Source organism: Mycobacterium sp. GA-2829 (assembly GCF_001499965.1).
Taxonomy (GTDB): Bacteria; Actinomycetota; Actinomycetes; order Mycobacteriales; family Mycobacteriaceae; genus Mycobacterium.
The window spans coordinates 1-25,418 of record NZ_LQIT01000024.1; the positions used below are offsets into that span (position 1 = coordinate 1).

The window sequence follows — 25,418 nt, forward strand, 5'->3', positions numbered from 1 at the left end:
CACCCCGGCGGCCCCCCACCCCCCGAATTCCGCACAGGCGTTGCGCAATACCCAGCGGCCGAGATCCCCGGCGAGGTTGATCGACTCCGCCACGCCGATGAAGCGGTCCGGGGGGAGCAGTCCGCGCGTCGGGTGCTGCCAGCGCACCAGGGCCTCGGTGGCGAGGATCTCGCCGGTGCGGATGTCGACCTCGGGCAGGTAGTGCAGGATCAACGAGCCGCTGTCGATGACGTTCTGCAGGTGCAGTTCGATGTCGTTGCGCAGCGCGATCTCCTGCGACATCCCTTCGCTGAAGACCCGGATGCAGTTGCCACCGGCGCCCTTGGCGGTCAGCACCGCCTGGTCGGCACGGCTGAGCAGGTCCGAGGTGTCGTCGCATCCGGGTCTCCCGACGGCGACACCGATGCTGATCGTCCGCGTGAGCATCTCGCCGTCGATCGAAACCCGTTCGCGCAGAACGGATTGCAACCGGTGCGCGAGCGTCTCGGCGGCGTCGACGGTCATCGGTGCGGTCGGTACGACGACGAACTCGTCCCCGCCCAGACGGGCGACGAACTTCTCCTCCTCACCCTGTTGCAGGCGTTCGGCGAGGATCCGGATGAACCAGTCCCCGGCGATGTGACCGAGGTAGTCGTTGACCGCCTTGAGCCGGTCGAGATCGAAGAACAGCACCGCGACCGGGCCGGGCGCACCCGCGGCCAGCCGACGGTCGAGATGGGTGAGCAGCGCCCGCCGGTTGTACAGACCCGTGAGGTCGTCGTGCTCGGCGAGGTAGCGCAGGCGATCCTCGGCGGCGATCCGCGCCTGTACCTGGGCGAACAGTGACGCGATCGCCTCGAGCGCGTTGAGTTCCTCCTGCTCCCAGACGCGGTCGCCGAATTTGACGAAGCCGAGCACCCCGGTGGTGACCTCACCGGAGCGCAGCGGCACTTCGGCCACCGTGGCGGGCCCTCGGGAGTCGATCTCCGGCGGCGGTTCGGCCCGCAGGATCGTCGGGGCATCGAGGTGCTCGGTCTCGGCGAACAACGGATCGGAGTCGGAGAAGTAGACGATCTTGAGCGGGTCCGGTCCGGCGGTCGCCGGACGCGGCGGCCATTCGGCGACGAGTTCCGAGGCACGGATCCGGTGGTCGTTGTGCCGCAAGAAGCTCACGTCGACGTCGAAGTAGGACACCAGGTCGCCCATCACCCGCCGGCTCACCTCGACCGAGGTCGCGGACGTGACCGCCATGAGGTCGGTCGCGACTGTCGTCACGAGGACCTCGTGGTTTCTCGGCACCCTGTTCTCCGATCCCGGTCTCATGCCGGTGCTGGTGTACTCAGCCTGCGGCGTCTGCTGCGCAACGTGGGGCGCGGCGCGATGGAGAAGCGTAGGACCAGCGCCTCGGACTCCTGCGCACCCGTGCCCGTCAGCGTACGGAACCGGCGCTGCAGCTCTTCGAGCCGACGCGCGTAGGCGGGGGACAGGTCGGTGAGTTCGCGTTCGTCGTGGGCGTAGAGGAACACCGGCGAGACCGGATGGGTCGCGACCCCGTGCTCTTCTGCACTGACCCACACCGCTTCCGTCGCGGCGCCGCCGCGCAGGTAATCGGCCAGCGTCCGTCCCTCGACGGTGACGACGCCCAGCGCGGCGCTCGAGGTCAGCCGGTCGTAGGTGTCGTCGCCGAGCGCCGAACCCGCCTCCCAGCGCGCCAGGTTCGCCATCACCTCGCCCCGGCGCAGGATGTCGAGTTTGACCATGTCGGTGGCGCCGACTTCCAGCGTCCGCACGTCGATACCCGTGTCGGGCGCCGGATCACCGGGCCAGCGCAGCTCGGAGAACATCTCCGCGTGCAGGTGTGCGGTGAGGTACCGGATCCGGTCGGTCGCCGCGAGGATCTCCGCGGCCTCGGCGAGGTCGCGGGGATCGGTGAGCAGCCGAAGCCGCGCGCCCTCGGCGTGCGCGGCGAGTGCCATCGCCTCCAGGTCGGCGGGTGCGATCGGCACACCGGAGCCGTGGTGGCGGTTGGTCTCTCGCCGCATCACCGCGGGGTAGAGGCGGGCGAGTTCGGGGTCGGCTGCGTCGCCGAGGCGCACGACCGCGCGCAGTGGGGTGCGTTCGTCGCCGTGTTCGAGGGTCACCTCGCCCCCGCGTCCGTGTGCGGCGGCGGCCACCCGCGCGTTGAAGACCGCGGCGCCCAGCGCGACGGCGCTGCCGCGGTACGCGACGTCCATCGCGCTGGTGGCCTCCGGCGCCACCCACAGGCGGACGGCGTCGTGACGGGTTTCGATGCGCCAGGGCTGGGAGTTGCCGCCCGACGGTGCCCGCGCGGCGGCGGCGGCGACCTTCTCGGCCACCGACGCGGCCTCGGGGCCGTCGGCGGCCTCGTCAGCGGTGCCCGTGTCGGAGGGATGTTCGTGGGTGAGCGGATCGTCGACGTGGTCGAGCAGGGCGGCGGCGTCGATGCGGACCCGGCCCGAGGGCAGCGGCTCGCCGAGTCCGATCCGCCGCACCGCCTCGGACACCGCGGTGGCCCCCAGCGCGACCTCACCGGCGAGCTGCGGCCAGGTGGTCAGGCTGGTACCGACCTCGACCAGTGATGCGGCCATTCGCGGGGACAACGCACCCGCGTCGAGGATGCGCAGGACGTGGGGCACCTTGTCCTTGCTCGTGAGTCCGGCCAGCGCTGCCGAGTCGACGTCGCCGAGCAGCCCGTGCAGCAGCGGTCGCGACGGATCTAGGTCGTAGCGTTCGATGTCGAGCAGGCCCCGGTCGCTGGTGGCCATCAACACCGGGAGACGCCGGGCGCGGGCGTGTTCGCGCACGAGAACCTTGACGTCCAGGGAATCACATTCCTCGACCACCACGTCGAGGCCGTCGAGGAACTCCTCGACCGTGGCGGGGGTGATGCCCTCGGTGAACACCCGCACCGGCAGGTACGGGTCCAGTTCGGCGATCCGGCGTGCGGCGACCACGGCCTTGTTCACCCCGACGTCGATCAGCCCCGCGGGCACCCGGTTCAGGTTTGACACGTCGAGCTCGTCGAAGTCGGCGAGCCGGAGTTCACCGCAAACCCCTTGTGCGGCAAGGGTATGCGCGACGGCGTGCCCGACGCTGAGGCCGATGACGCCGACCCTGAGCCGGCCGAGCCGCTCTTGTTCGTCGGCGGTGATCAGGTTGCGGTTGCGGTCGAGTCGCAGCCGGGCGTGCGCAGCGGGTCCGAGGACGCGGACGACGGTGTGCCGCCACGGGAAATAGGCCCACCGGGTCGGCTCGTCGGTGAGGTCCCCGACCGGTGGGCGCAGTTCCGCCAGGGCGGAGCGCAGTTCGGCGGCGCGGTCGACGAATTCGATCCCCGGTCGGGTGCGCAGCGTGGTGAGTGCGTCGTCCTCGTCGTCGAGGAGTGTGGCGGTGTGGGGCGAGGTCTCGGTGGCCGGTCTCGCCATCAGACCGTGGCCACGAGTCCGCCGACCTCGTCGAGTTGGGCCGCGACCTGGCGGCTCTCGGCGAAGAACGTCGAAACCTGCTTGGGATCGGCGTGATTGGCGAAAGTGCGCCGGTCCCACCACATCATCTTGGTCTGATAACGCGCATCCGGATATGGCGTGGCCGGAATTTTCGCGGCCAGTACACCGCCGGACGACAACCACCGATTGAGGACATATGCCGCGGCCGTCGCGACGGCGAATTGTGCGTCCAGCAGCGTCATCGAATGCAGCGGCATACGCGCCAGGACGTCGGTGAGCGCGCGGCTCTGTTCGGGGTCATCGCTCACCCACGCGGATTTCATTTCCACGACGCCGAAGGGTAGACGGTCACCGACCATTTTCCGCACCGCGGTCAAACCGGGCTGACCGCTCCATTCGACGACCGCATGGCATTCGTCGATCTCCGCGTACGGCCCCTTGGCCCGCAGTCCGCCGACCACCTGACCGGCGGTGTTGATTCCCGCGCAGAACAACGCGGTGTCGTCCGCCCGCTCCAGCGCGGTGGTGTCGAGGGCTTTCTCGACCCCGTGCTTGTGATAGCTGGTTTGCGCCCCGCGAACATAGTCCGCCCATAGTTCGGGTTCCGTGGAGGGGTGCGCCACGACGATGGTGCACTGGCTGGCGTCATCCCACCAGGTGAGTCTCCGGTCCAGTTCGAGAAGCCCGGGGGTGGGGGTGTCTAGCTGGGCGACAGTCATCGGTATCCGTCCTTCGGGCAGCCACCTCGGGGGTTGGCGGCGGCTGATCTGGTAGCGCATCTCGCGGGGTTGCGAATACGCGAAGTTGAGTATCCCGCTCATAGTGGGTTCCATTCCAGCTAGCGAGAAAATCTTGTCCAGTATTGCGTTATGGGTGCCACGGCGCAGTCCGCGTTTGTACGCGCGACTTCAAATATGGCAATCGCTCATTTGCCGGTCTTCGCAGGTTGTTAGTCCGGCGAACGGCATCGGCGAACTTTGCGATCGCGACGACCGCCGAGGGGGTGCGGAGTGGCATCATCTGCCACTTTCGGGGGGTTTGCCGGCTCGGCGATCCTGTGAGACTCCTCACGCGCCCACAACGGCGGGTCGGGTGGCGCAGTGTGTCGACGGGAGACTCCATCGTTCGAGGTGAACGCGCCGAGGGTTGGCGCGGGTCGGCCCCTGGCCCGGATTTGACGCCGTCCGTGCTGGTACGACGCTCCGATCGGGTGGGGTCGCGCGGTGCGCTGACGGCAAGGTTCGGCGATTCACGGCAGTATCGTCGGCGCGGCGCGATGCGTTTGCCGGAATGGCCGCCGTCGATCTGGTTCAACGCGCGACGCCGGCACCCGCCGACCGCCGTCCGCGCGGCACCTCGTGGGGTGCGCCTGGACGGCGGCAGGGTGGCGCCTCCGGGGCTCGAAACGCCGTGACCCCAGTTCGACGGGTCGGCGTCCGTCGGTGCGCGTACCCCGCGGTCGAGCTGCCTGCGCCGGGGACAGCCCGTCCTCAGCCTGCGGGAATTTGCCACCGATCGTTGCGGAGGACAATACTTCGAGCTTGCTCCCGAGTTTCTCGGTCGACGCCGTGGAACGCCCACATACCATCCCTCGAATGTGAGTGCGGTTGCGGTCGGACGCCGCGAGATCGACCCGCGTTCCGATTCGATCGGTGAAACCGGCGAAGTGGCCATTTATGCGAATTGCCGATATCGCGACGTCGAAACCAATTCATGATTCGCAACGAGTGCATTCGACCGGTGAATTCGAGGCAAACTCCAAAGGCGCTCTAACAGGCGACAGCCGGGGTCGTCGGCGTGCCCGGCGGGGGGCCGCGCCCCCGCGAACCGTAGGGTGCGAGTCGTCGGTGGCGCGTTCGCGCCGGAGAGGAGAAACCCATGAAGACGTTCAATGGACTCGACGAGCTGGCGGCCGCCGAGGGTACGGCGTTCGGCCCCACCGAATGGCTCGACGTCACCCAGGACCGGGTGAATCTGTTCGCCGACGCCACCGAGGACCACCAGTGGATCCACGTCGATCCCGAGAAGGCGGCGAACGGCCCGTTCGGTGGCACCATCGCGCACGGGCTGTTGACGCTGTCGCTGCTGCCGCACTTCAGCCATCAGCTGTACACCGTGCAGAACATCGCGATGGCGATCAATTACGGCTACAACAAGGTCCGCTTCATCAATCCGGTGAAGGTGGGGGCACGGCTGCGAGCGCGAGGCGAGATGAGCAAGGTCGATCGCCTCGACGGCGCCGTCCAGGCCACCACGACCATCACCGTCGAGATCGAGGGCGCCGAGAAGCCCGCGGCGGTGGCCGAGTCGATCGTGCGCTTCATCGGCTGAGTGACCGCGTCTGACACCTGTCAGATTTCATTGACGCGCGTCTGCGGGGGTTGTTAGTGTGCCCGACATCACACCGTGAGGAGCGCACGTGAGTCGAACGGCACCGCAGACGGCGATCATCGGCGCGGGGATCAGCGGCCTGACCGCCGCGAAGATGCTCAAGGACTACGGCGTCCCGCACACCACGTTCGAGACGTCCGACCGCATCGGCGGCAACTGGGCCTTCGGTAACCCCAACGGACACAGCAGCGCGTACCGCTCGCTGCACATCGACACCTCCAAGCACCGGCTGTCCTTCAAGGACTTCCCGATGCCCGAGCACTACCCGTCGTTCCCGCACCACACCGAGGTCAAGGCCTACCTCGACGCCTACGCCGACACGTTCGGACTGCTCGAGGGCATCGAGTTCGACAACGGTGTGGTGCGGGCGGAGAGAGATCCCGCCGGCGGCTGGGACATCCTCGATCAGGCCGGGGACAAGCGGCACTTCGATCTGCTGGTCGTCGCCAACGGACACCACTGGGATCCGCGCTGGCCGGACTTCCCCGGTGAGTTCACGGGGGAAACCATCCACTCCCACCACTACGTCGACCCCCAGACCCCGCTGGCCCTGACCGGTAAGCGCATCCTCGTGGTGGGATTGGGCAACAGCGCCGCCGACATCACCGTGGAACTGTCGGCGCGGTCGCTGCAGAACCGGGTCACGCTGTCGACGCGTTCGAGCGCGTGGATCGTGCCGAAGTACATCGCCGGCCGCCCGGGGGACCAGCTCTTCCGGACCTCGCCCCACCTGCCGCTGTCGTGGCAGCGCAAGGCGATCCAGTTCATCGCGCCCATGCTGGGCACGGATCCGACGAGTTACGGTCTGCCGCCGGCCAATCACAAACTGTTCGAGGCCCACCCCACCCAGTCGGTGGAGCTGCCGCTGCGGTTGGGCTCCGGCGACGTCATCCCGAAGCCGAACGTCTCCCGCTTGGACGGTGACACCGTCCATTTCGAGGACGGTACGAGCGACGAGTTCGACGTCATCGTCTACTCGACGGGGTACAACATCACGTTCCCGTTCTTCGACCCGTCGTTCATCAGCGCACCCGACAACCACATCCGGCTCTACAAGCGCATGTTCCTGCCGGGGGTCGACGACGTGGTGTTCATGGGGTTCGCCCAGGCGGTGCCGACGCTGTTCCCGTTCGTGGAATGCCAGTCCCGGCTGCTGGCCGCCTACGCCGTCGGCCGGTACGCACTGCCCGACCGTGCCGAGATGGAGCGGGTGATCGACGCCGACCAGAAGCTGCACGCCGGACACTGCACCGACCGGCCGCGGCACACCCAGCAGGTCGACTACTTCGTCTACGAACACGACATCCGCACCCGCGAACTGGCCGCCGGCGCCGAGCGGGCCCGCCGCGCCCGGCCCGCGTTCGCGGATTCGGTTGTGTGACAGTGGTTTCCTCGGCGCGTTCGGTCACCGACCGGCGTCCCGTCCAGCGCGGTGACCGGCGCCGTGATGCGATCCTCGACGCGCTCGACCGCTGGCTGCAGCAGTCGAGCCTGGAGACGGTGAACATCGCCGAGGTCGCACAGCAGGCCGGGGTGTCGCGGTCGGCGTTCTACTTCTACTTCGAGAACAAGGCGGCCGCCGTCGCCGCACTGACCGAGCGCATCCTCGACGAGACGCACGCGGTCACCCGGGCGCTGACCCGCGGTCCGGGCGCACCGCGCAGCCGGGTCGACGCGATGCTCGCAGGACTGTTCGACCTGTGCGAACGGCACCGTCACCTGTTCCTGGCCATGCTCGAGGTCCGTGGGTCCAGCCCCACCGTGCGGTCGATCTGGGACGACGCACGCGAATCGTTCGTCGACGACATCGCCGACATGATCCGCGCCGAACGCGCCGTCGGCGCCGCGCCCGAGGGTGTCGATCCGCGCGTGCTGGCCGCGGTCCTCCTCGAGCTCAACGACCGCATGCTCGAGCGGCTCACCATCGGCGGGCCGCTGTCGGCCGATCAGCTGCGGCAGGGCGCCGCGGCGGTCTGGCTGAGTTCGATCTACGGCATCACCCACGGCGAGGAGGATCCCGACACATGAGCACCCCGGCCGAGGTGACCTTCACCTCCTTCGACACCCGTTGCGCCGCAACGCATTTCCAGAGCGACTCAGATCGCCTGACCGGCCCGCTCGGTCGTCCGGTGGTGGTGATGGCCCACGGGTTCGGCGGCACCATGGACTCCGGGCTCCAACCGTTCGCCGAACGGCTGTGCGCGGCGGGCGCCGACGTGCTGACGTTCGACTACCGCGGGTTCGGCGCCTCCGACGGCCAACCGCGCCAGAGCGTGTCGGTCAGCAGACAGCTGCAGGATTACCACGCGGCGGTGGTGGCCGCACAGCGCCTGCCCGGGGCGGACCCCGCCCGGGTGGTGCTGTGGGGTTCGTCGTTCTCGGGCAGCCACGTCATCCGGGTGGCGGCGAGCCGGGCCGACGTCGCGGCCGTCATCGCCATGACGCCGCTCACCAGCGGGCTGGCGGCCAGCAGGGCCGCAGTGGCCCACCGCGACGTGGGGTCCGCGCTGCGCTGGTCGCTGGTCGGGGTCAAGAGCCGGATCGCCGTGGCCCGCGGGCGCGCGCCGTCGTTGATGCCGCTGGCCGCGCGACCCGGACAGCCGGGCGCCCTCGCGCTGGACGGCGCCTACGAGAGCTATCTGTCGATCGCCGGTCCGACGTGGCGCAACGAGATCGACGCCGCGATCGGGATGGAGCTGATCAGCGTTCGCACGACCCGGGAGGCCAAGCGGCTCCGGGTGCCGGTGCTGGTGCAGATCGCGGACTTCGACCGGTTCGTCCCCGCCGACTCGGTGGCCACGACCGCGACCGCCGCCCGCGCGCAGGTGCACCACTATCCGTGCGACCACTTCGACGTGTGGCCCGGCCACGAGTGGCACGACCGGGCCGCGGCGGATCAGGCCGCGTTCCTCGGCCGGGTCTTCGCCGAGCCGTCGGTCAGAACTGGGTAGACCCGCAGTCGACCGCGATCGCCGCGGCGGTGACGAACCGCGATTCGTCGCTGGCCAGCCACGCCACCGCATCCGAGATGTCCTCGGGCTGCGCGATGTCCTGGATGAACGGGGTGACCATGTTCATCAGGCCGGGGTTGGTGGCGTCGGCGCGCATCAGCCCGTCGACCATGTCCCCGGTTCCCATCGGGGTGGCCACCGCGCCGGGATGCAGGCTGTTGACGCGGATCCGATGCTTGCCGAGTTCGGCGGCGAACGCGCGCGCCATCCCGGTGACGGCGTGCTTGCTGGCGGTGTAGTGCACCATGAACGGCTGCATCTTCAGGCCGGCTGCCGAGCTGATCAGGATGATCGACCCGCCCTCGCCGCCGTCGACGATGTGCTGGGCGCCTGCCATCACGGTGTTCCACGTGCCGGTGATGTTGACGTCGGTGACGTCGCGGAAGTCGGCCGGGGTGATCGTGTCCCACGCCTGCGGCGCCGTGATGCCCGCGTTGGCGACGATGACGTCGAGGCGGCCCAACTCGGCGACGCCGGCGTCGACGGCCTCCCGCAGCGCGTCGTGGTCGCGGGTGTCGACGACCGTCGGCAGGATCCTGCGGCCGGTCGCCTCGACCAGGGCGACGGTCTCGTCGAGGTCCTCCGGGGTGGCATGGTCGTAGGGCACGCAGTCGGGTAGCTTGCCCGCGATGTCGACGGCGATGATGTCGGCGCCCTCGGAGGCCAACCGCACGGCGTGCGAGCGGCCCTGTCCGCGTGCGGCGCCGGTGATGAAGGCGACCCTGCCCGCCAGCCGGCTGGTCATGACTTCGCCGCCCGCGCAGCGGCTTTCACCAGACCGCCGCCGATGATCAGGCGTTGGATCTCGCTGGTGCCCTCGTAGAGCCGCAGCAACCGCACGTCGCGGTAGATCCGCTCGACGGGCACCTCGCGCATGTACCCGCTGCCGCCGTGGATCTGCACGGCCAGATCGGCGACCTGACCGGCCATCTCGGTGCAGAACAGTTTGGCCGCCGAGGGTGCGATGCGGCGGTCCTCGTCGGTCACCCACTTCTGCGCGGCGTCGCGGACCAGCGCCCGGCCCGCCATCACACCGGTCTGCTGATCGGCCAGCATCGCCTGGACGAGCTGGAACGTGCCGATCGGCTGACCGCCCTGGGTGGCGGTCGCGGCATAGGCGACGGATTCGTCGAGCGCGCGTTGCGCGGCGCCGACGGCCAACGCGGCGATGTGCACCCGCCCGCGGGCCAGCGACGTCATCGCGGCCCGATAGCCGATGTCCTCGCTGCCGCCCACCAGTGCGGCGTCCGGTACCCGGACGTCGGTGAAGTTGACGTCGGCGGTCCAGGCACCCTCCTGGCCCATCTTCGCGTCCTTGACCCCCACCTCCACGCCGGCGGCGTCGGCGGGCACGAGGAACACCGCGATCCCGGCGCCCTGCTCGTCGGCGGGCCGGGTGCGGGCGAACACGACGAACAGGTTCGCCGTCGGGGCGTTGGTGATGAACCGTTTCTGGCCGTTGATCACCCAGTCGGTGTTGTCACGGACGGCCTTGGTGCGCAGGCCCGCCGGATTCGAACCGGCGCCGGGTTCGGTCAACGCGAACGACGCCACGACGTCACCGGAGGCGATGCCCTCGAGCCACTGCTTCTTCTGCTCGTCGGTGCCGAAGCCGACCAGCACCTGTCCGGCGATGCCGTTGTTGGTGCCGAACATCGAGCGCAACGCCAGCGAGGTGTATCCGAACTCCATGGCCAGTTCGACGTCCTGGCGCAGATCGAGTCCCAGTCCGCCCCACTCCTGAGGGATGGCGTAGCCGAACAGACCCATCTCTTTGGCCTGGTCACGCAGATCGTCGGGCACCTTGTCCTCGGCGAGGATCTCGGGTTCCCGCGGTACCACCGCGGTGCGGACGAATTGTCGTGTCTGCGCGAGGATCTCGCGGAAATCCTCGTCACTGACTTCGCTCATCGACGACCTCCAGTCGCAGTCGGCGCCCGTTGGGGTGGCTGGCCGCCAATATCGTATATGAAATATGATGCCGTTCGACCGGGCCCCTCGGAGGCCCCGACGAGTCAGGTAGGTGATCGAGTGTCATTGCTGACCGGACAGACCGCGGTCGTCACAGGCGGTGCCCAGGGACTGGGCTTCGCGATCGCGGAGCGCTTCGTGGCAGAAGGGGCCCGGGTGGTGCTCGGCGACCTCGACGTCGAGGCCACCGCGGCGGCGGCCGAACGCCTCGGCGGGCCGGACGTGGCCACCGCGGTGCGGTGCGACGTCACCCGGGCCGACGAGGTCGAGGCGCTGGTGGCCGCGGCGGTCGAGCGTTTCGGCGGCCTCGACGTCATGGTGAACAACGCGGGCATCACCCGCGACGCCACCCTGCGGAAGATGACCGAGGAGCAGTTCGACCAGGTCATTGCCGTCCACCTCAAGGGCACCTGGAACGGGTTGAAGTCGGCGGCGGCGATCATGCGGGAGAACAAGCGCGGCGCGATCGTGAACATGTCGTCGATCTCGGGCAAGGTGGGCCTGATCGGGCAGACGAACTACTCGGCCGCCAAGGCCGGCATCGTCGGGATGACCAAGGCCGCGGCGAAGGAACTGGCGCACCTCGGCGTGCGGGTCAACGCGATCCAGCCCGGCCTCATCCGGTCGGCGATGACCGAGGCCATGCCGCAACACATCTGGGACCAGAAGCTCGCCGAGGTCCCGATGGGACGCGCCGGGGAACCGGCCGAGGTGGCCAAGGTCGCGCTGTTCCTGGCCTCGGACCTGTCGTCGTACATGACCGGCACCGTGCTGGAAGTGACCGGCGGACGGCACATCTGATGCGCGACGTCGTCATCTGCGAACCCGTCCGCACCCCGATCGGCCGGTACAACGGGATGTTCAAATCCCTGACCGCGGTCGAACTCGGGGTCGCCGCGCTGCAGGGTCTGCTCGCCCGCACCGGTATCGCCCCCGATGCGGTCGAGGACGTCATCGTCGGACACTGCTATCCGAGCATGGAGGCGCCCGCGATCGGGCGGGTGATCGCCCTCGACGCCGGGCTGCCGGTCACCGTGCCCGGCATGCAGATCGACCGGCGCTGCGGATCCGGGCTGCAGGCCGTGATCCAGGCCGTCATGCAGGTGAGCTCGGGCGCCAACGACCTCGTGGTCGCCGGCGGCGCCGAATCGATGAGCAATGTGGTGTTCCACTCCACCGACATGCGCTGGGGCGGTGCGCGGGGCGGCGTCACCGTGCACGATGCGCTGGCCCGCGGCCGCACCACCGCAGGCGGGAAGAACTACCCGGTGCCGGGCGGCATGCTCGAGACGGCCGAGAACCTGCGCCGCGAATACGGCATCGGCCGCGAGGAGCAGGACGAGCTCGCGGTGCGGTCGCACCGCCGCGCCGTCACCGCCCAGAAGGACGGTCTGCTGGCCGAGACGATCATCCCCGTGACGGTTCGGACCCGGGCGGGCGAGGAGATCGTCGACACCGACGAGCACCCGCGTGCGGACACCTCGGTCGAGACCCTGGCGAAGCTCAAACCCGTTCTGCTGAAATCGGATCCGGAGGCCACGGTGACCGCGGGCAACTCGAGTGGGCAGAACGACGCGGCCTCGATGTGTGTGGTGACCACCGCGGAGAAGGCTGCCGAACTCGGGCTGCGGCCGCTGGTGCGGATGGTCTCATGGGGCGTCGCGGGCGTGGCGCCCAACGTGATGGGGATCGGTCCCGTCCCGGCCACCGAGGTGGCACTGACCAAGGCCGGTTTGACCCTGGCCGACATGGATCTGGTCGAACTGAACGAGGCGTTCGCCGCGCAGGCGCTCGCGGTGTTGCGGGAGTGGAAGTTCACCGACGCCGACCTGGACCGCACGAACGTGCACGGTTCGGGGATCTCGCTCGGGCATCCCGTCGGCGCCACGGGCGGGCGGATGCTGGCGACCCTGGCGCGCGAACTCGTGCGGCGCGACGGCCGGTACGGGTTGGAGACGATGTGCATCGGCGGCGGGCAGGGGCTGGCCGCGGTGTTCGAGAGGGTGGCGGCATGACCAGACTGGCGCAGACACTCGGCCTGACCGAGTTCCAGACCGAGATCGTCTCGACGGTGCGGCAGTTCGTGGACAAGGAGGTCATCCCGAACGCCCAGGAGCTCGAACACGCCGACGCCTATCCGCAGGAGATCGTCGATGCGATGCGGGAGATGGGCCTGTTCGGGCTGATGATCCCCGAGGAGTACGGCGGGCTCGGCGAATCGCTGCTGACCTACGCGCTGTGTGTGGAGGAACTGGCCCGCGGCTGGATGAGCGTCTCCGGCGTCATCAACACCCACTTCATCGTGGCGTACATGATCCGCCAGCACGGCACCGACGCCCAGAAGCAACGCTTCCTGCCGCGCATGGCCACCGGCGAGACCCGCGGGGCCTTCTCGATGTCGGAACCCGAACTGGGCTCCGACGTCGCCGCGATCCGCACCCGCGCGCGCCGTGACGGTGACGGCTACGTCATCGACGGGCAGAAGATGTGGCTCACCAACGGCGGCAGCTCCACCCTGGTCGCCGCACTGGTCCGCACCGACGAGGGGGCGGACAAACCGCACCGCAACCTCACCGCGTTCCTCGTCGAGAAGCCCACGGGTTTCGGCGAAGTCGTGCCCGGCCTCACGATCCCCGGCAAGCTCGACAAGCTGGGCTATAAGGGCATCGACACCACCGAACTGATCTTCGACGGCTATCGGGCCGACGCCGCGGACATCCTCGGCGAGCGCCCCGGACAGGGCTTCTTCCAGATGATGGACGGCGTCGAGGTGGGGCGGGTCAACGTGTCGGCGCGGGCCTGCGGGGTCGGGCTGCGCGCGTTCGAACTCGCGGTGCGCTACGCCCAGCAGCGCCAGACGTTCGGCAAGCCGATCGCCGACCACCAGGCCATCGCCTTCCAGCTCGCCGAGATGGCCACGAAAGTCGAAGCGGCGCACCTGATGATGGTCAACGCCGCCCGGCTCAAGGACTCCGGCGAGCGCAACGATGTCGCGGCGGGGATGGCCAAGTACCTCGCCAGTGAGTTCTGCGCAGAGGTGACCCAGCAGAGTTTCCGCATCCACGGCGGATACGGCTACTCCAAGGAGTACGAGATCGAACGGCTGATGCGCGATGCGCCGTTCCTGCTCATCGGCGAGGGCACCAGCGAGATCCAGAAGAACATCATCAGCAAGCGACTGCTCGCCGACTACCGGATCTGACGTGACCGCACCCGATTTCGCCGCGCGGCCCCAACTGTCGGAGGACATCGCGCGGTTCGTCCGGCGCCGGATCTTCGACGGCACCTATCCGGCGGGCGGGTACATCCGGCTCGAACAGTTGGCCTCCGAACTCGGCGTGAGCGTGACCCCGGTGCGCGAGGCGTTGTTCGAGCTGCGCGCCGAAGGCCTTCTCGCCCAACAGCCGCGGCGCGGTTTCGTGGTGCTGCCGGTCACCGGCCGCGACATCGCCGACGTGTCGAACGTCCAAGCCTACGTCGGCGGTGAACTGGCCGCCCGGGCCGCGCACACCATCACCGACGACCAGTTGCGCGCGCTCACGGCGATCCAGGATGCCCTCGAAGACGCCTACCGGCGCGACGACGGTGAGGGCGCGGTGCGGCTCAACCACGACTTCCACCGGGCGGTCAACGTCGCCGCCGATTCGCCGAAGCTCGCGCAGATGATGTCGTTGATCACCCGCTACGCGCCCGAGTCGGTGTTCCCCACGATCGAGAGCTGGCCTGAGGAATCGGTGCGCCATCACCGCGAACTGCTCGCCGCGTTGGCGGCCCACGACGCCGACCGGGCGCGCGTGGCGATGTCGGAGCATCTCGCCGCCGGAGCCGGACCGCTGATCGAACACCTCAAGACCCGCGGCGTGGTCTCCTAGTTCTGCGCGAGCAGACACAGATTCGCGTGGATTGCGCCTAGGGAACGCGATTCTGTGTCTGCTCGCGCAGGAGGTCCCGCAGGGCGCGCACGTCGACCTTGCCGGTGGCCTTACGCGGGATGGCGTCGTCGGAGTCGGTCAGCAGCCACACGGTCGGCACCTTGAACGCACTGAGCACCCGTTTCGCCGCGGCCCGTAGCTCCTCGGCCGTCGTCGGCGTCGCGCACACCACCGCGGCGCCCACCCGGTCGACGCCGGCATCGGGCACGTTGGTGACGAACGCCGCGGCGACGCCGTCGAGGGTGCGCAGCGCCGCCTCGACCTCGCTCGGATACACCGTCGCGCCACTGACCTTGAACATGTCGTCGGAGCGACCGTGGTAGAACATGAACCCGTCCTCGTCGAGGTGGCCGAGATCGCCGGTGGGGTAGTACCCGTCGGGGGTGAACACCTCCTCGCGGGTGCGTCCGCAGATGCCCCGCAGCACGTGCGGACCCCGGATCTGGATCTCGCCGATCTGGCCGGTCGCCGCCGGTGCGCCGGTGTCCGGGTCGACGATGCGAACCTCCGTGCCCGCGAACGGTTTTCCGCAGCTGCCCCACGCGCTTTCGGGCATGTCGACGTCGGCGCGGTAGCCGCAGTACGGTCCGAAGGCCTCGGTCATCCCGAACAACCGTGCGCGACGGCCGGGCCTGCTCCGCTGATCGGCGGGCAGCAGCGCCTCGAGGCTGCCGGGCCGCAGCGCCGACAGGTCCGCCCCTGTGGTGTCCGGATGCCGGGCCAGTGCCTCGGCCTGATCCGGCCAGCCGCGGAACAGCGTGACGCGTTCGCGTTCCAGCAGACGCAGCGTCGACTCCGGTTGCGGCGCCTGCTCGGTGACCAGCGTCGCGCCCGCGACCAGTGCCGAGAGCACACCGCTGCCGAGACCGCCCACCCAGAAGAACGGCATCGGCAGGTACAGCCGGGTGCCGGCGTCGATGCAGCGGGCGTGCAGACCCGCCGCCACCGCGCCCAGCGCACTGCCGTGGGAATGCACCACCCCCTTGGGCGGGCCGCTGCTGCCCGAGGTGAACATCACCGCGAGGGTGTCGCTGGGCGTGACGGCGGCGGAGAGCTCGTCGAGCAGTGCGTCGCTGACCGGACCACGGTCGGTCCCGATCGTGTCCGGCGTCCAAACCTCGCGCAGCGCGGGCAGTTCCGCGGAGGACGGCGGGTCGAGGTCGCCCACACCCAGTTCGCCACGCAGATCGTCGAGGTAGCGGTGGCCGCGGAACTCCTCGACGGCGATCAGCACCCGTACCGACGCGGTGCGCAGCTGCGCCACCAGTTCGCGCGGCGCGAGCAGCGTGCTCAACGGTACGAGGACGGCGCCGATCCGCGTCAGCGCCAACGCGATCCGTACCCACTGCACGCTGTTGGGCATGACCAGTCCGACGCGCGACCCCTTGCCGATGCCCGCGGCGACGAATGTGGCGGCGAGCTCGCGGGTCGTGCGTTCGAGCTCGACGTGGGTCACCCGTGACACCGGATCGACGACGGCGTCCTTGTCCGGGTGGGCGGCGGCGTTGCGGCGCAGCAGTCGGTCGACCGTGACGTCAGCCATCGAAGAGCTCCCTCAACCGGGGTTGGTCGACCTTCCCGCTGGCCAGCACGGGTAGGTCGGCGGCGGTGAGTGCCACGACATGGCGTGGGATCTTGTACGCCGACAACTCCTCTCGCAGTGCCGTGCGGAGGGCGTCGGCATCGAACCGACCGGGGTCGGCGACGACCACCGCTGCGGCCACGGCCTGCCCGCGGTCGGGGTCCGGTACGCCGACGACGTGGGCGGGCCCGCCGGTGATCCGGCTGATCGCCCGTTCCACCTCGGCGGGGGTGACGTTGGCGCCTGCGGTCTTGATCAGCGCGCCGCGTCTGCCGAGGAAGTAGTGCAGCCCCTCGGCGTCGGTGCGCACGAGATCGCCGGTGTGGAGCCAGCCCTCGGGGTCGAAGCACTCCTCGCGGCTGCGCTTGTAGTACCGCTGCATGACGTACGGTCCGCGGACGCACAGCTCGCCGATCTCACCGGCGGCGACCGGCGCACCGGTGTCGGGGTCGACGATCGCGGTTTCGAACCCGGGCGCGGGTAGGCCGAACGATCCGCGCCGGTGTTCGGGCTGATCGCCGTCGTCGGGATGGAGGAGGACCACGCTGCCGGTCTCGGTCATGCCGAGCATGTGGTGGCGCAGGTCCGGGTCGGTAGGACGCGCGTCGGGCGCCATGATCGGGTACAGGTTCCCGCGCCGCATCGACGACAGGTCGCGGTGCGGCAGGCTGGGATGGGCTGCCAGCGCGGCGATTCCGGCGACGTACCCGTTGGTGACGGTGGGTGCGGTGGCCTCGAGCAGATCGAGGGTGGCCGCCGGGTCCTCGGCGGTGGAGCACACCAGGGTGGCGCCTGCGACCAGGGTGGCCAACACCGAGAACGCGATGCCGCCGATCCAGCAGAACGGGGAGTTGCAGAACAGCCGGTCGTCGGCGGTCAGCCCGCGGATCGCGTTGAGGTTGCGCTGGTGGGTGATCAACGCGCCGTGGGTGTGCACGACGCCCTTCGGCGCGCCGGTGGATCCGGAGGTGTAGACGATGGTCAGCGGGTCGCCGGGGTGGACGTCGTCCTCGATGGCCGTGAGCACGGGGGCGTCGGTACCGGGGTCGGGATACCGGTCGACGAACACGTAGCGCAGGTGCGGTACGGCGGTGCTGTAGAGGGGTGCGTCGGTGACCTCGCCGCCGATGACCTCACGCAGCCGCGCGGTGTAGTCGTTCGAGCGGAACCGCGACGCGCTGAGCAGGATCTCGGTATCGCTGTGGCGCAACTGCTCTCGGAGCTCGCGGGCGGTGACGAAGGTGCTGAACGGCACCACCACCGCGCCGATGCGGGCGGCGGCCAGCATGCCGACGACGAAGTCGGCGCCGTTGGGGTACAGCAGCCCGACGTGGGTGCCCTTACCTGCGCCGCGCGCCAGCAGGCCGCGCGCCACCTGCGCCGAACGACGCTCGGCGTCCCCGTAGTCGAGGCGTTCGTCGTCGCGGATCAGCAGCGGGTGCCGGGGCCGGCGGTCGGCCCAGTGGTGCAGCACCGCGGCCACCGTCTGCGGTTCAGCCATGGTCGGCGGCGGCCGTCGCGAAGAACCGCCGCACGGCACCGAGATCGGCCTTGCCCGAGGGGGTGCGGGGGATCGCGTCGACGACGGCGATGTCGGTGGGTACCTCGTAGTGTGCGAGGTGGTGACGGAGGTGGGCGGTGAGTTCGTCGGCGTCGGCGGTGAAACCGTCGCGCAATTCGACCATGGCGACCGGGGTCTCGCCGAGGCGGTCGTCGGGCCTGCCGACGACGGTGGCGCCCCGCACGGCGGGGTGGTGTTCCAGCGCGGCGCGGACGTCGTCGGGCATCACCTTGAACCCGCCGCGAATGATCGCCTGATCCGCGCGGCCCAGGATCCACAGGAAGCCGTCGGCATCGATGCGGGCCATGTCGGTCGTGCGCATCCACTCGGCGTCGGGTCCGAGCTGTCCGGGTTTCACCTCGAGCAGGCCCGGCGCATCGGGTCCGAGTGGGGTGCCGTCCTCACCGACGACGCGCAGCTGCGCACCGCCGCTGGCGCGTCCGACGCTGCCGCGTTTGGTGTGCCAGTGACGCCGATGGTCGGCCAGGGTCCATCCGGCCACCCCTCCGCCGAATTCGGTTGCGGCGTAGGACGTCAGCACCGGGATGCCGAACTTCTGCGTGAACGCGTCGGCGTCGGCGGCCGACAGCGGGGCGGTGCCCGAGGTGACGGCGCGAATCCCGGCCAAGTCCTCGCGGGTGAGGTCGGAGTGCAGCACCATCCGCAGCGCGGTCGGCACCAGCGACACCGCGCGCGGGCGGTGCCTGCGCACGGCGTCGGCCCACTGCGGCAGGTCGAAGCGCTCGAGCAGTGCGAACGACCGCGCTTCGGCCACACATTGCAGCACCCGGAACACGCCGCCGATGTGCACCAGGGGTGCGTTGACGATCGCGATGCCGTTGCGCGGTGCGTCGGGTTCGGGGCCGAGGACGCTGTGCGCCAGCATGTCGTAGGTGAGGTCGATGCGCTTGGGTGGCCCGGTGGTGCCGCTGGTCAGCATCCGCACCGCCACCCCGGCGCGCGGCCCGGCCCCGCCGGGGGTCGCGGCGGCCGCCACAAAGGGGTCCGCGGTGAGCGACGGCAGCGTGAGCACCGTGGTGTGTTTCGCCGGGCTCACCAGCGCGGCGACGTCCTCGGGGGCGCCGACGAGCACCGGCAGCGCGAGGTCGGCGATGTCGGCGCGGGTGCGGTCGTCACCGCGTGCGGGGTTGATCACGACCACGGTGCCGCCGGCGAGCAGCACCCCGAGCAGGGCGGCCAGTTGCGGTGGCCGGTTCCGCAGCAGGATGCCGACCTGGGGTGTGTCCCCGCCGTACCGGGTGACCGATTCGGCGATTCGTCGTGCGGCCACCCCGATCTGCGCCCACGACAACCACTCTCGGTCGTATTCGACCGCGCGTGCCCCGGGCCGCAGGTCGAGGACGTGGGCGATGCGCCGGCTCAGTCGGTGCCCGGCCATCACCGCACCGTCGGCTGGGTGCGGAGCGGTGCCGGCTGGGCGGCGAGCTCGGCCTGCCCGATCGGGTTGCCGAGCCGGGTGTAGATCAGCCCCTGCTCCATCGCCGCCCGGTACGGCCGGTCCAGGGATTCCCAGATGGCCCGCACCGTGCCCTGGGTGGCCGCGGGGGGTTTGGCCGCGATGGTCGCGGCGATCCCGTGTGCGCGCGCCCAGAGCCGGTCCCGTTCGACGACCTCGGTGACCAGACCGATGCGCAGCGCGGTGTCGGCGCCGACGCGTTCGTCGTTGCCCATCAACGCGATACGCAGCGCGTCCCCGAGCCCCACCTTGCGCATCAGGCCGATCGGTTCCAGCGCGCACACCAGCCCGGCGCTCACATGCGAGTCGAAGAACGTCGCGTCGGTGGAGCAAATCACCACGTCCGCCTCGTTGAGGAAGTAGAACGCACCCGCGGTGCACATGCCCTGGACCGCGCACACCACCGGTTTCCACATCTTCTGCCACTTGGGGCTGAGGAGTTCGCCGGGATCCTCGTGGTGCCAGATGTTGTCGGGTTGACCGTAGGAGCTCTTGACGTCCAACCCGGCGCTGAACGCGCGGTCACCGGCGGCGCGCAGCACCACGGCGTGCACTGCGTCGTCGGCCTTGACCAGGCGCCAGGCCTCGGCCATCTCCTCGCACATGGTGCGGTCGAACGCGTTGAGCCGCTCGGGGCGGTCGAGCGTGACGGTCGCGACGTGGTCGTCGGCGTCGACCTCGAATCCGATGGTGGTGAACGTCATCGGCACTTCCATTCCGGTGTGCGCTTCTCGACGAACGCTTTGGGGCCCTCCAGGGCGTCCTCGGTGTGCAGGTTGCGTTCGCGGAAGGCCTCCGCGAGCATCTCGGCCTCGTGCACCGGCAGATCGAGTCCCTTGAGGATCGCCAACCGGGTGCCGCGGACGGCCAGCGGCGCGTTGCGGGTCACGAGGTCGGCGATCTCGTGTGCGCGTTCGAGCAACCGGTCGTGTTCGACGACCTCGCTCACCATGCCGAGTTCGTACGCCCGCTGGGCGCTCATCCGCTCGTGCTTGCCCACCAGCGCCATCCGCAGCGCGACCGACCGCGGCAGCACCCGGGCCAATCGCACCACCTCGCGGCCGGACACCAGGCCGATGCTCACATGCGGATCGAAGAACGTGGCCCGGTCCGAGGCGATCACGATGTCCCCGGTGGTCACCCAGTCCAGCCCTGCGCCACAACAGATCCCGTTGATCGCGGCGAGCACCGGTTTGGCCATCCGGCGGAACGGGGGCGTCCCCTCCTGCGGGGCCTCCCACTGTTCGTAGGTGGACAGGAACGGCCGTTCGTTGAGGACCTTGCCGTCCTCGGGGATCTCCTTGACATCGGCTCCGGTGCAGAACGCCCGCCCGGTGGCCGTGACGATGAGCAGCCACACGTCGTCGTCGTTCTCCGCCTGGTCGTACGCGCTGCGCAGTTCGGTGATCATGTGGGGGCTCAGGGCGTTGAGCGCATCCGGCCGGTTCAACGTGATCGTCGCGGTGTGCCTGTCGACCTCGTAGGTGATCGTGTCGTACGAACGGTCCGTCATCGAACTCCTCGGGTCGGTGTGGTCGGCGGTCATCGGCCCTGGAAGTCCGGGTCGCGCTTCTCCCGGAAGGCGGCCAGGCCCTCCTTGAAATCCGCGCTGCGGGAGGAGAGCTCGACGCTGAACAGTTCCCGGTCCATGGCCTGGGCGAGCGGGCCGTCCAGGGCCTGGTGCACGGTCTGTTTGGCCAGGCCGATCGCGACGGTCGGCCCGGCGGCCAACCGGGCCAGCAGCCCCGCCGAGGCGTCGTCGACCTGCTCGGCGGGCACGCTGTGGTGGATCAAACCCCACGCGGCGGCCTCGGCGCCGCTGACCTTCTCACCCAACAGCAGCATCCGTTTCGCGCGCGCCAGACCGACCAGACGGGGGAGTAGCCAGCTGGCCCCGCTATCCGGGGTGAACCCGCGGGCGATGAACGGTTCCCAGAACACCGCGTCGGCGGAGGCGACGGTGAAGTCGGCCGCCAGCGCCAGGTTGCAGCCCAGGCCCACCGCCCAGCCGTGCACGCTGCACACCACGGGCAGGTGCAGGGTGTGGATCAGTTCGACGACGCGATTCGCACCGTGCGGGACGCGCCGCACCAGATCGCCGGTGCGCGGCCGTCGTTCGGCGGAGTTGGTGGCCACCCAGTCGGCGCCCGTGCAGAAATCGGGGCCGGCGCCGCGGATGTGCACGGCGCGCAGCGCGTCATCGGTCGCCGCGGCGGTCAGTTCGATAACCAGGTCGCCGATCATGCTGTGGCTCAACGAGTTCCGGCGATCCGGCCGGTCGAGGGTCAGTTGGAGGACCTGACCCTCGCGGTGTGCGGACACCGACCCGTCCTGGTGACCCACCGGTGTTCCCACCCTTCGCAGTCGTTACGGTTAGCCCTACAGTAGGCGCTACGATTCGCTATCTTGTACAAGATAGCGAAATCCGGCTCGAGGGAACAGGGGCGCCACCGACGATGTCCGCGAACGCCGAACGACGGCTCGGGGAGGACCCGCTGCCCCAGACCGCGGCCGCGGCAGCGGCGATGCGTCGACTCGTCGACCTCCTCCTCGTCCAGGAGGGTCCGCACCCCGCCGTCGACGACATGCTCACCCGGTTCGCCGACTGGGAGGCGCAGCTGACGGCCACCGCCCCCACCGACTACGCACCTCGCATCGGCGAGGCCGACGGCGACTACGGGCGCCGCGTCTACCTGCAGCACGCGTTCTACGTCGGGGCGTACAACCCGTGTTTCCCGGAGTACCGGTTCGACCGTCTCGACGCCGAAACCGCCTCGGGCTCGGTCACTTTCCCACTGGCGTTCGAGGGTCCGCCCGGTCTGGTGCACGGCGGCACGCTGGGCGCCTTCTTCGACTGCGTCACCCAGCATCAGAGTTGTGCGGTGGGCCGGTCGGGTAAGACGCGCTCACTGACCGTGCGCTACCGCCGGCCCACCCCGGTGCTGACCGAACTTACCTTCGACATCACGCGCACCGAGACCGACCGGGGCCTGCTGTCCACCGCGCGGCTGCTGCGTGACGGTGAGGTGCTGTGCACGGCCGAGGTCGACACCGTGGCGTTGTCGCCGGAGCAGCTGGCGGGTGCGCGCTACGGGCGGCGACGGACGTGACACCACGGGTTGCCGAGGTGGTCGCCGCGCGCATCCGCGACGACATCCTGTCCGGACGACTCCGCGAAGGCGACCTCCTGCCGACCCAGGAGCAGCTGTTCACCGAATTCGGTGTCAGCCCACCGGCACTGCGTGAGGCGTTCCGCATCCTGGAGACCGACGGACTGGTATCGGTGCGGCGGGGCAACGTCGGTGGGGCGGTGGTGCATCTGCCGTCGGCGGACCGCACCGCCCAGACCATCGCGATGGCGTTGCAGACCCGCTCGGCCACGCCTGCCGAGGTCAGCGGCGCGCTGCTGCACCTCGAGCCGGTCTGCGCGGGGATGTGCGCGGCGCGACCCGACCGGTCCGCCGAGGTGGTACCCCACCTCGAGGCCGAGATCGCACGGCAGCGGGCATGTCTGGACGATCCCGCGCGGTACGTCGCCGACGCCCGCGGTTTCCACGAGGCGCTGGTGTCGCACTGCGGCAACGAGCCGATGATCCTGCTGATCGGAGCGCTCGAACGCATCTGGTCGGCACACGAATCCGCGGTGTGGAACGACGACGCGATGGTCGCGGCGACGATGCGGGCGGCGCTGCGCGACCACGAGCGCATCCTGGCCGCGATCGCCGACGGGGATGCGGCGCGCGCGGTCGAGGCCGCGCAGACGCACCTGACGGCGGCGCGACGGCACACGTTGGCCGTCGGCCGGGACCGCACCATCGAGGCCAGCCGCATGGTCGTGAACACAGGAGGGCGACAACGATGACCGATGCCGACGACCGGGTGCTGTTCGAGGCGGACCACGACACCCGCATCGCGACGATCACGCTCAACAATCCCCAGCGGCGCAACTCCTACGACGCCGCGATGCGCGGTGAGTTGGCGCGCCACCTCGACAGCGTCGCCGACGACGACGATCTCACGGTCGTTCTGCTGCGCGGGGCCGGTGGGGTGTTCAGCACCGGTGCCGACATGAACAACGCGTACGGCTGGTACGGGTCGGGCGATGAGCGCTCGCACGAAGAGCGGAAAGGCGGCGATGAGCCACAACAGAAGAGCCGGCCCAGTCAGCGCAGGCGCCTGGCCGTCGACCGTAAGTCGTTCGGCTTCTACCACGAGTTCATGGGCTTCCCGAAGGTCACCGTTGGCGAGGTCAGCGGATTCGCACTCGGCGGTGGTTTCGAGATGGCGCTGATGTGCGACATCGCCGTGGTCGGGCGGAGCACGCAGCTCGGGATGCCCGCCACCCGCTTCCTCGGGCCCGCGCTGGGCAGCCTGCACATGTTCTTCCACCGGCTGGGCCCGGTGCTGGCGCGCCGACTGCTGCTCACCGGCGACATCGTGGACGCCGCCGGGTTGGAGCACCTCGGGATCTTCACCGAGACGTGCGCCGACGAGCAGGTGCCCGCACGGGCGCGCTACTGGGCGCAGAAGGTCGCGAAGATGCCCGCCGACGGGGTCGTCATCGCCAAGGAGGCGTTCCGGCTCGTCGAGCAGAGTCAGGCCTACCAGGGTGAGGAGGTCGCCAGCTACCTGTTCCACGCCTACGGCACCAACCTGCAGTTCGCACCCGGCGAGTTCAACTTCGTCAAGACCCGTGCCGAACACGGCACCAAGGAGGCGTTCCGGCTGCGTGACGAGCATTTCCATGTGCCCGAGCCGAGCGGTGAGTGACCCTGCCGCTGGTCGCGCCGCCTTACAACTGCTACCGTTTCTGTAAACGCCGCCCGTTTGCCTCCGCCGCCGCGGCGGCCTGACACGCCGAGGTCGAGTCCATGTCCACACCCGTCATCGTCGGCGCCGTCCGCACAGCGATCGGACGCTCGTTCAAGGGCACCCTGGTCAACACCCCTCCGGAGACGCTGATCACCACGGTGCTGCCGGAGGTCATCCGGCGCTCCGGTGTCGACCCGCAGGCCATCGACGACATCATCTTCGCCGAATCCCATTACGGCGGCGGCGATCTCGCCCGCTACGCGGCCGACGCCACCGGTCTGCAGCACGTGCCCGGCCAGTCGGTGAACCGGCACTGCGCGGGCAGCCTGACCGCGATCGGCAACGCGGCGGCCCAGATCGGCTCCGGGATGGAGCGGGTGCTGGTCGCCGGCGGGGTGCAGTCGCTGTCGATGACGCCGCTGGTGAACTGGCGCATCCCGGGCCCCGAGCTCAAGTTCGAGGAGCGGTGGATGCCGCCGACGCACGTCGAGACACCCGACGCCCCGACCAAGGACATGTCGATCACCGTCGGCTGGAACACCGCCCAGGCCGCGGGTATCACCCGCGAGGAGATGGACGCGTGGGCGGCGCGGTCACACCAGCGGGCCGTGGCCGCCCAGGACGCGGGCAAGTTCGTCGACGAGATCGTCCCGCTCAAGGTCGAACAGTTCGACGGTTCGGTCGTCGACTTCAGCGTCGACGAGCATCCGCGCCGCGACACCACGGTGGAGAAGCTCGCCGGGCTCAAGGTGCTGCACCCCGAGATCGAGGGCTTCTCGATCACGGCGGGCAACAGCTCCGGCACCAACGACGCCGCCGCGGCCACCGTGCTCGTCGAGCGCGGCTACGCCGAGGCCGAGGGCCTGACCGTGCTGGCCAAGGTGCGGGCCTGGGCCTCGGCCGGGGTGGCCCCGCGCGACACCGGCCTCGGCGCGGTCAAGGTCATCGGCAAGGTGCTCGACCGGGCCGGGCTGACCCCGTCGGACGTGGCGCTGTGGGAGATCAACGAGGCGTTCGCCTCGGTCCCGATCGCGGCCTGCAAGGAGTACGGACTCGACGAGGAGAAGGTGAACTTCTCCGGAAGCGGCTGCAGCCTCGGCCATCCCATCGCCGCATCCGGCGCGCGGATGGTCACCACGCTGGTCTACGAACTGCAGCGGCGCGGCGGCGGCATCGGTGTCGCGGCGATGTGCGCCGGCGGCGGCCAGGGCGGCGCGGTCGTCGTGGAGGTCTGA

The 25,418-nt window shown here is 69.8% G+C and carries 23 protein-coding genes; 12 read left to right on the forward strand and 11 right to left on the reverse strand.

The window, feature by feature from the left end:
• From AU194_RS15995 to AU194_RS16005, 3 genes are all read right to left on the reverse strand, one after another.
• Window positions 1–1,302 (reverse strand): diguanylate cyclase domain-containing protein (locus AU194_RS15995; RefSeq protein ID WP_304438549.1); only part of this gene is annotated, 1,302 nt, incomplete at its 3' end.
• Window positions 1,299–3,425, reverse strand: a complete 2,127-nt coding sequence (locus AU194_RS16000) for an Rv1355c family protein (protein ID WP_059090246.1) — start codon at window positions 3,423–3,425, stop codon at window positions 1,299–1,301. The genes AU194_RS15995 and AU194_RS16000, both read right to left, overlap by 4 nt.
• On the reverse strand, window positions 3,425–4,165 hold the full coding sequence (locus tag AU194_RS16005) for a hypothetical protein (protein WP_059090303.1): 741 nt from the start codon (window positions 4,163–4,165) through the stop codon (window positions 3,425–3,427). The genes AU194_RS16000 and AU194_RS16005 overlap by 1 nt, the downstream gene beginning before the upstream one ends.
• A 1,159-nt stretch (window positions 4,166–5,324) precedes the next feature.
• Here AU194_RS16005 and AU194_RS16010 point away from each other — a divergent pair.
• From AU194_RS16010 to AU194_RS16025, 4 genes are all read left to right on the forward strand, one after another.
• Entirely contained in the window at window positions 5,325–5,777 is a 453-nt protein-coding gene (locus AU194_RS16010; RefSeq protein WP_059090247.1) for a MaoC family dehydratase, read from the forward strand.
• Window positions 5,778–5,865: 88 nt separating this feature from the next.
• A complete protein-coding gene (locus tag AU194_RS16015) occupies window positions 5,866–7,218 on the forward strand; it encodes an NAD(P)/FAD-dependent oxidoreductase (RefSeq protein WP_059090248.1) in 1,353 nt (450 codons plus the stop codon).
• Window positions 7,215–7,865 carry a TetR/AcrR family transcriptional regulator gene (locus tag AU194_RS16020; protein ID WP_231743405.1) on the forward strand — a complete coding sequence of 217 codons (651 nt, stop codon included), beginning with the start codon at window positions 7,215–7,217 and terminating at the stop codon, window positions 7,863–7,865. Before AU194_RS16015 ends, AU194_RS16020 begins: the two co-directional genes overlap by 4 nt.
• Window positions 7,862–8,788 carry an alpha/beta hydrolase gene (locus AU194_RS16025; RefSeq protein ID WP_059090250.1) on the forward strand — a complete coding sequence of 309 codons (927 nt, stop codon included), beginning with the start codon at window positions 7,862–7,864 and terminating at the stop codon, window positions 8,786–8,788. The genes AU194_RS16020 and AU194_RS16025 overlap by 4 nt, the downstream gene beginning before the upstream one ends.
• Here AU194_RS16025 and AU194_RS16030 read toward each other — a convergent pair.
• On the reverse strand, window positions 8,775–9,593 hold the full coding sequence (locus tag AU194_RS16030; RefSeq protein WP_059090251.1) for a mycofactocin-coupled SDR family oxidoreductase: 819 nt from the start codon (window positions 9,591–9,593) through the stop codon (window positions 8,775–8,777). The two genes, AU194_RS16025 and AU194_RS16030, sit on opposite strands and share 14 nt — an antisense overlap.
• Window positions 9,590–10,759 (reverse strand): acyl-CoA dehydrogenase family protein, encoded by a 1,170-nt coding sequence (locus AU194_RS16035; RefSeq protein ID WP_059090252.1) that lies wholly within the window; start codon window positions 10,757–10,759, stop codon window positions 9,590–9,592. The genes AU194_RS16030 and AU194_RS16035 overlap by 4 nt, the downstream gene beginning before the upstream one ends.
• A 120-nt stretch (window positions 10,760–10,879) precedes the next feature.
• On the opposite strand from AU194_RS16035, the gene fabG reads away from it, so the two are divergent.
• Genes fabG through AU194_RS16055 form a run of 4 tightly spaced genes read left to right on the forward strand, consistent with a single transcriptional unit; the run spans window position 10,880 to window position 14,691 of the window.
• Window positions 10,880–11,620 carry a 3-oxoacyl-ACP reductase FabG gene (gene fabG / locus AU194_RS16040; protein ID WP_059090253.1) on the forward strand — a complete coding sequence of 247 codons (741 nt, stop codon included), beginning with the start codon at window positions 10,880–10,882 and terminating at the stop codon, window positions 11,618–11,620.
• Complete coding sequence (locus AU194_RS16045) at window positions 11,620–12,834, forward strand: acetyl-CoA C-acetyltransferase (RefSeq protein ID WP_059090254.1); 1,215 nt, start codon at window positions 11,620–11,622, stop codon at window positions 12,832–12,834. The genes fabG and AU194_RS16045 overlap by 1 nt, the downstream gene beginning before the upstream one ends.
• On the forward strand, window positions 12,831–14,021 hold the full coding sequence (locus AU194_RS16050; protein ID WP_059090255.1) for an acyl-CoA dehydrogenase family protein: 1,191 nt from the start codon (window positions 12,831–12,833) through the stop codon (window positions 14,019–14,021). The genes AU194_RS16045 and AU194_RS16050 overlap by 4 nt, the downstream gene beginning before the upstream one ends.
• A gap of 1 nt (window position 14,022) precedes the next feature.
• Complete coding sequence (locus AU194_RS16055) at window positions 14,023–14,691, forward strand: GntR family transcriptional regulator (RefSeq protein ID WP_059090256.1); 669 nt, start codon at window positions 14,023–14,025, stop codon at window positions 14,689–14,691.
• 37 nt (window positions 14,692–14,728) lie between these two features.
• Here AU194_RS16055 and AU194_RS16060 read toward each other — a convergent pair whose 3' ends face one another.
• Genes AU194_RS16060 through AU194_RS16085 form a run of 6 tightly spaced genes read right to left on the reverse strand, consistent with a single transcriptional unit; the run spans window position 14,729 to window position 21,714 of the window.
• The gene (locus AU194_RS16060; RefSeq protein ID WP_059090257.1) at window positions 14,729–16,294 is read right to left on the reverse strand and encodes a class I adenylate-forming enzyme family protein; all 1,566 of its coding nucleotides are present in this window, start codon (window positions 16,292–16,294) and stop codon (window positions 14,729–14,731) included.
• Entirely contained in the window at window positions 16,287–17,834 is a 1,548-nt protein-coding gene (locus AU194_RS16065; RefSeq protein ID WP_059090258.1) for a class I adenylate-forming enzyme family protein, read from the reverse strand. Before AU194_RS16065 ends, AU194_RS16060 begins: the two co-directional genes overlap by 8 nt.
• Window positions 17,827–19,293 carry a class I adenylate-forming enzyme family protein gene (locus AU194_RS16070; RefSeq protein ID WP_059090259.1) on the reverse strand — a complete coding sequence of 489 codons (1,467 nt, stop codon included), beginning with the start codon at window positions 19,291–19,293 and terminating at the stop codon, window positions 17,827–17,829. Before AU194_RS16070 ends, AU194_RS16065 begins: the two co-directional genes overlap by 8 nt.
• The gene (locus AU194_RS16075) at window positions 19,293–20,075 is read right to left on the reverse strand and encodes an enoyl-CoA hydratase/isomerase family protein (protein ID WP_059090304.1); all 783 of its coding nucleotides are present in this window, start codon (window positions 20,073–20,075) and stop codon (window positions 19,293–19,295) included. The genes AU194_RS16070 and AU194_RS16075 overlap by 1 nt, the downstream gene beginning before the upstream one ends.
• Entirely contained in the window at window positions 20,072–20,884 is an 813-nt protein-coding gene (locus AU194_RS16080; RefSeq protein WP_059090305.1) for an enoyl-CoA hydratase/isomerase family protein, read from the reverse strand. The genes AU194_RS16075 and AU194_RS16080 overlap by 4 nt, the downstream gene beginning before the upstream one ends.
• A gap of 29 nt (window positions 20,885–20,913) precedes the next feature.
• Window positions 20,914–21,714: an enoyl-CoA hydratase/isomerase family protein gene (locus tag AU194_RS16085; protein WP_197417637.1), complete on the reverse strand. Its 801-nt coding sequence runs from the start codon at window positions 21,712–21,714 to the stop codon at window positions 20,914–20,916.
• Window positions 21,715–21,827: 113 nt separating this feature from the next.
• Here AU194_RS16085 and AU194_RS16090 point away from each other — a divergent pair, with 113 nt between their 5' ends.
• The 4 genes from AU194_RS16090 to AU194_RS16105 all read left to right on the forward strand — a co-directional run bounded on the left by AU194_RS16090 (window position 21,828) and on the right by AU194_RS16105 (window position 25,418).
• On the forward strand, window positions 21,828–22,481 hold the full coding sequence (locus AU194_RS16090) for a hypothetical protein (protein ID WP_059090261.1): 654 nt from the start codon (window positions 21,828–21,830) through the stop codon (window positions 22,479–22,481).
• Entirely contained in the window at window positions 22,478–23,233 is a 756-nt protein-coding gene (locus tag AU194_RS16095) for a FadR/GntR family transcriptional regulator (protein WP_059090262.1), read from the forward strand. Before AU194_RS16090 ends, AU194_RS16095 begins: the two co-directional genes overlap by 4 nt.
• On the forward strand, window positions 23,230–24,141 hold the full coding sequence (locus tag AU194_RS16100; RefSeq protein ID WP_059090263.1) for an enoyl-CoA hydratase/isomerase family protein: 912 nt from the start codon (window positions 23,230–23,232) through the stop codon (window positions 24,139–24,141). Before AU194_RS16095 ends, AU194_RS16100 begins: the two co-directional genes overlap by 4 nt.
• 101 nt (window positions 24,142–24,242) lie before the next feature.
• Window positions 24,243–25,418, forward strand: coding sequence for a thiolase family protein (locus AU194_RS16105; protein ID WP_059090264.1), 1,176 nt, complete (start codon window positions 24,243–24,245; stop codon window positions 25,416–25,418).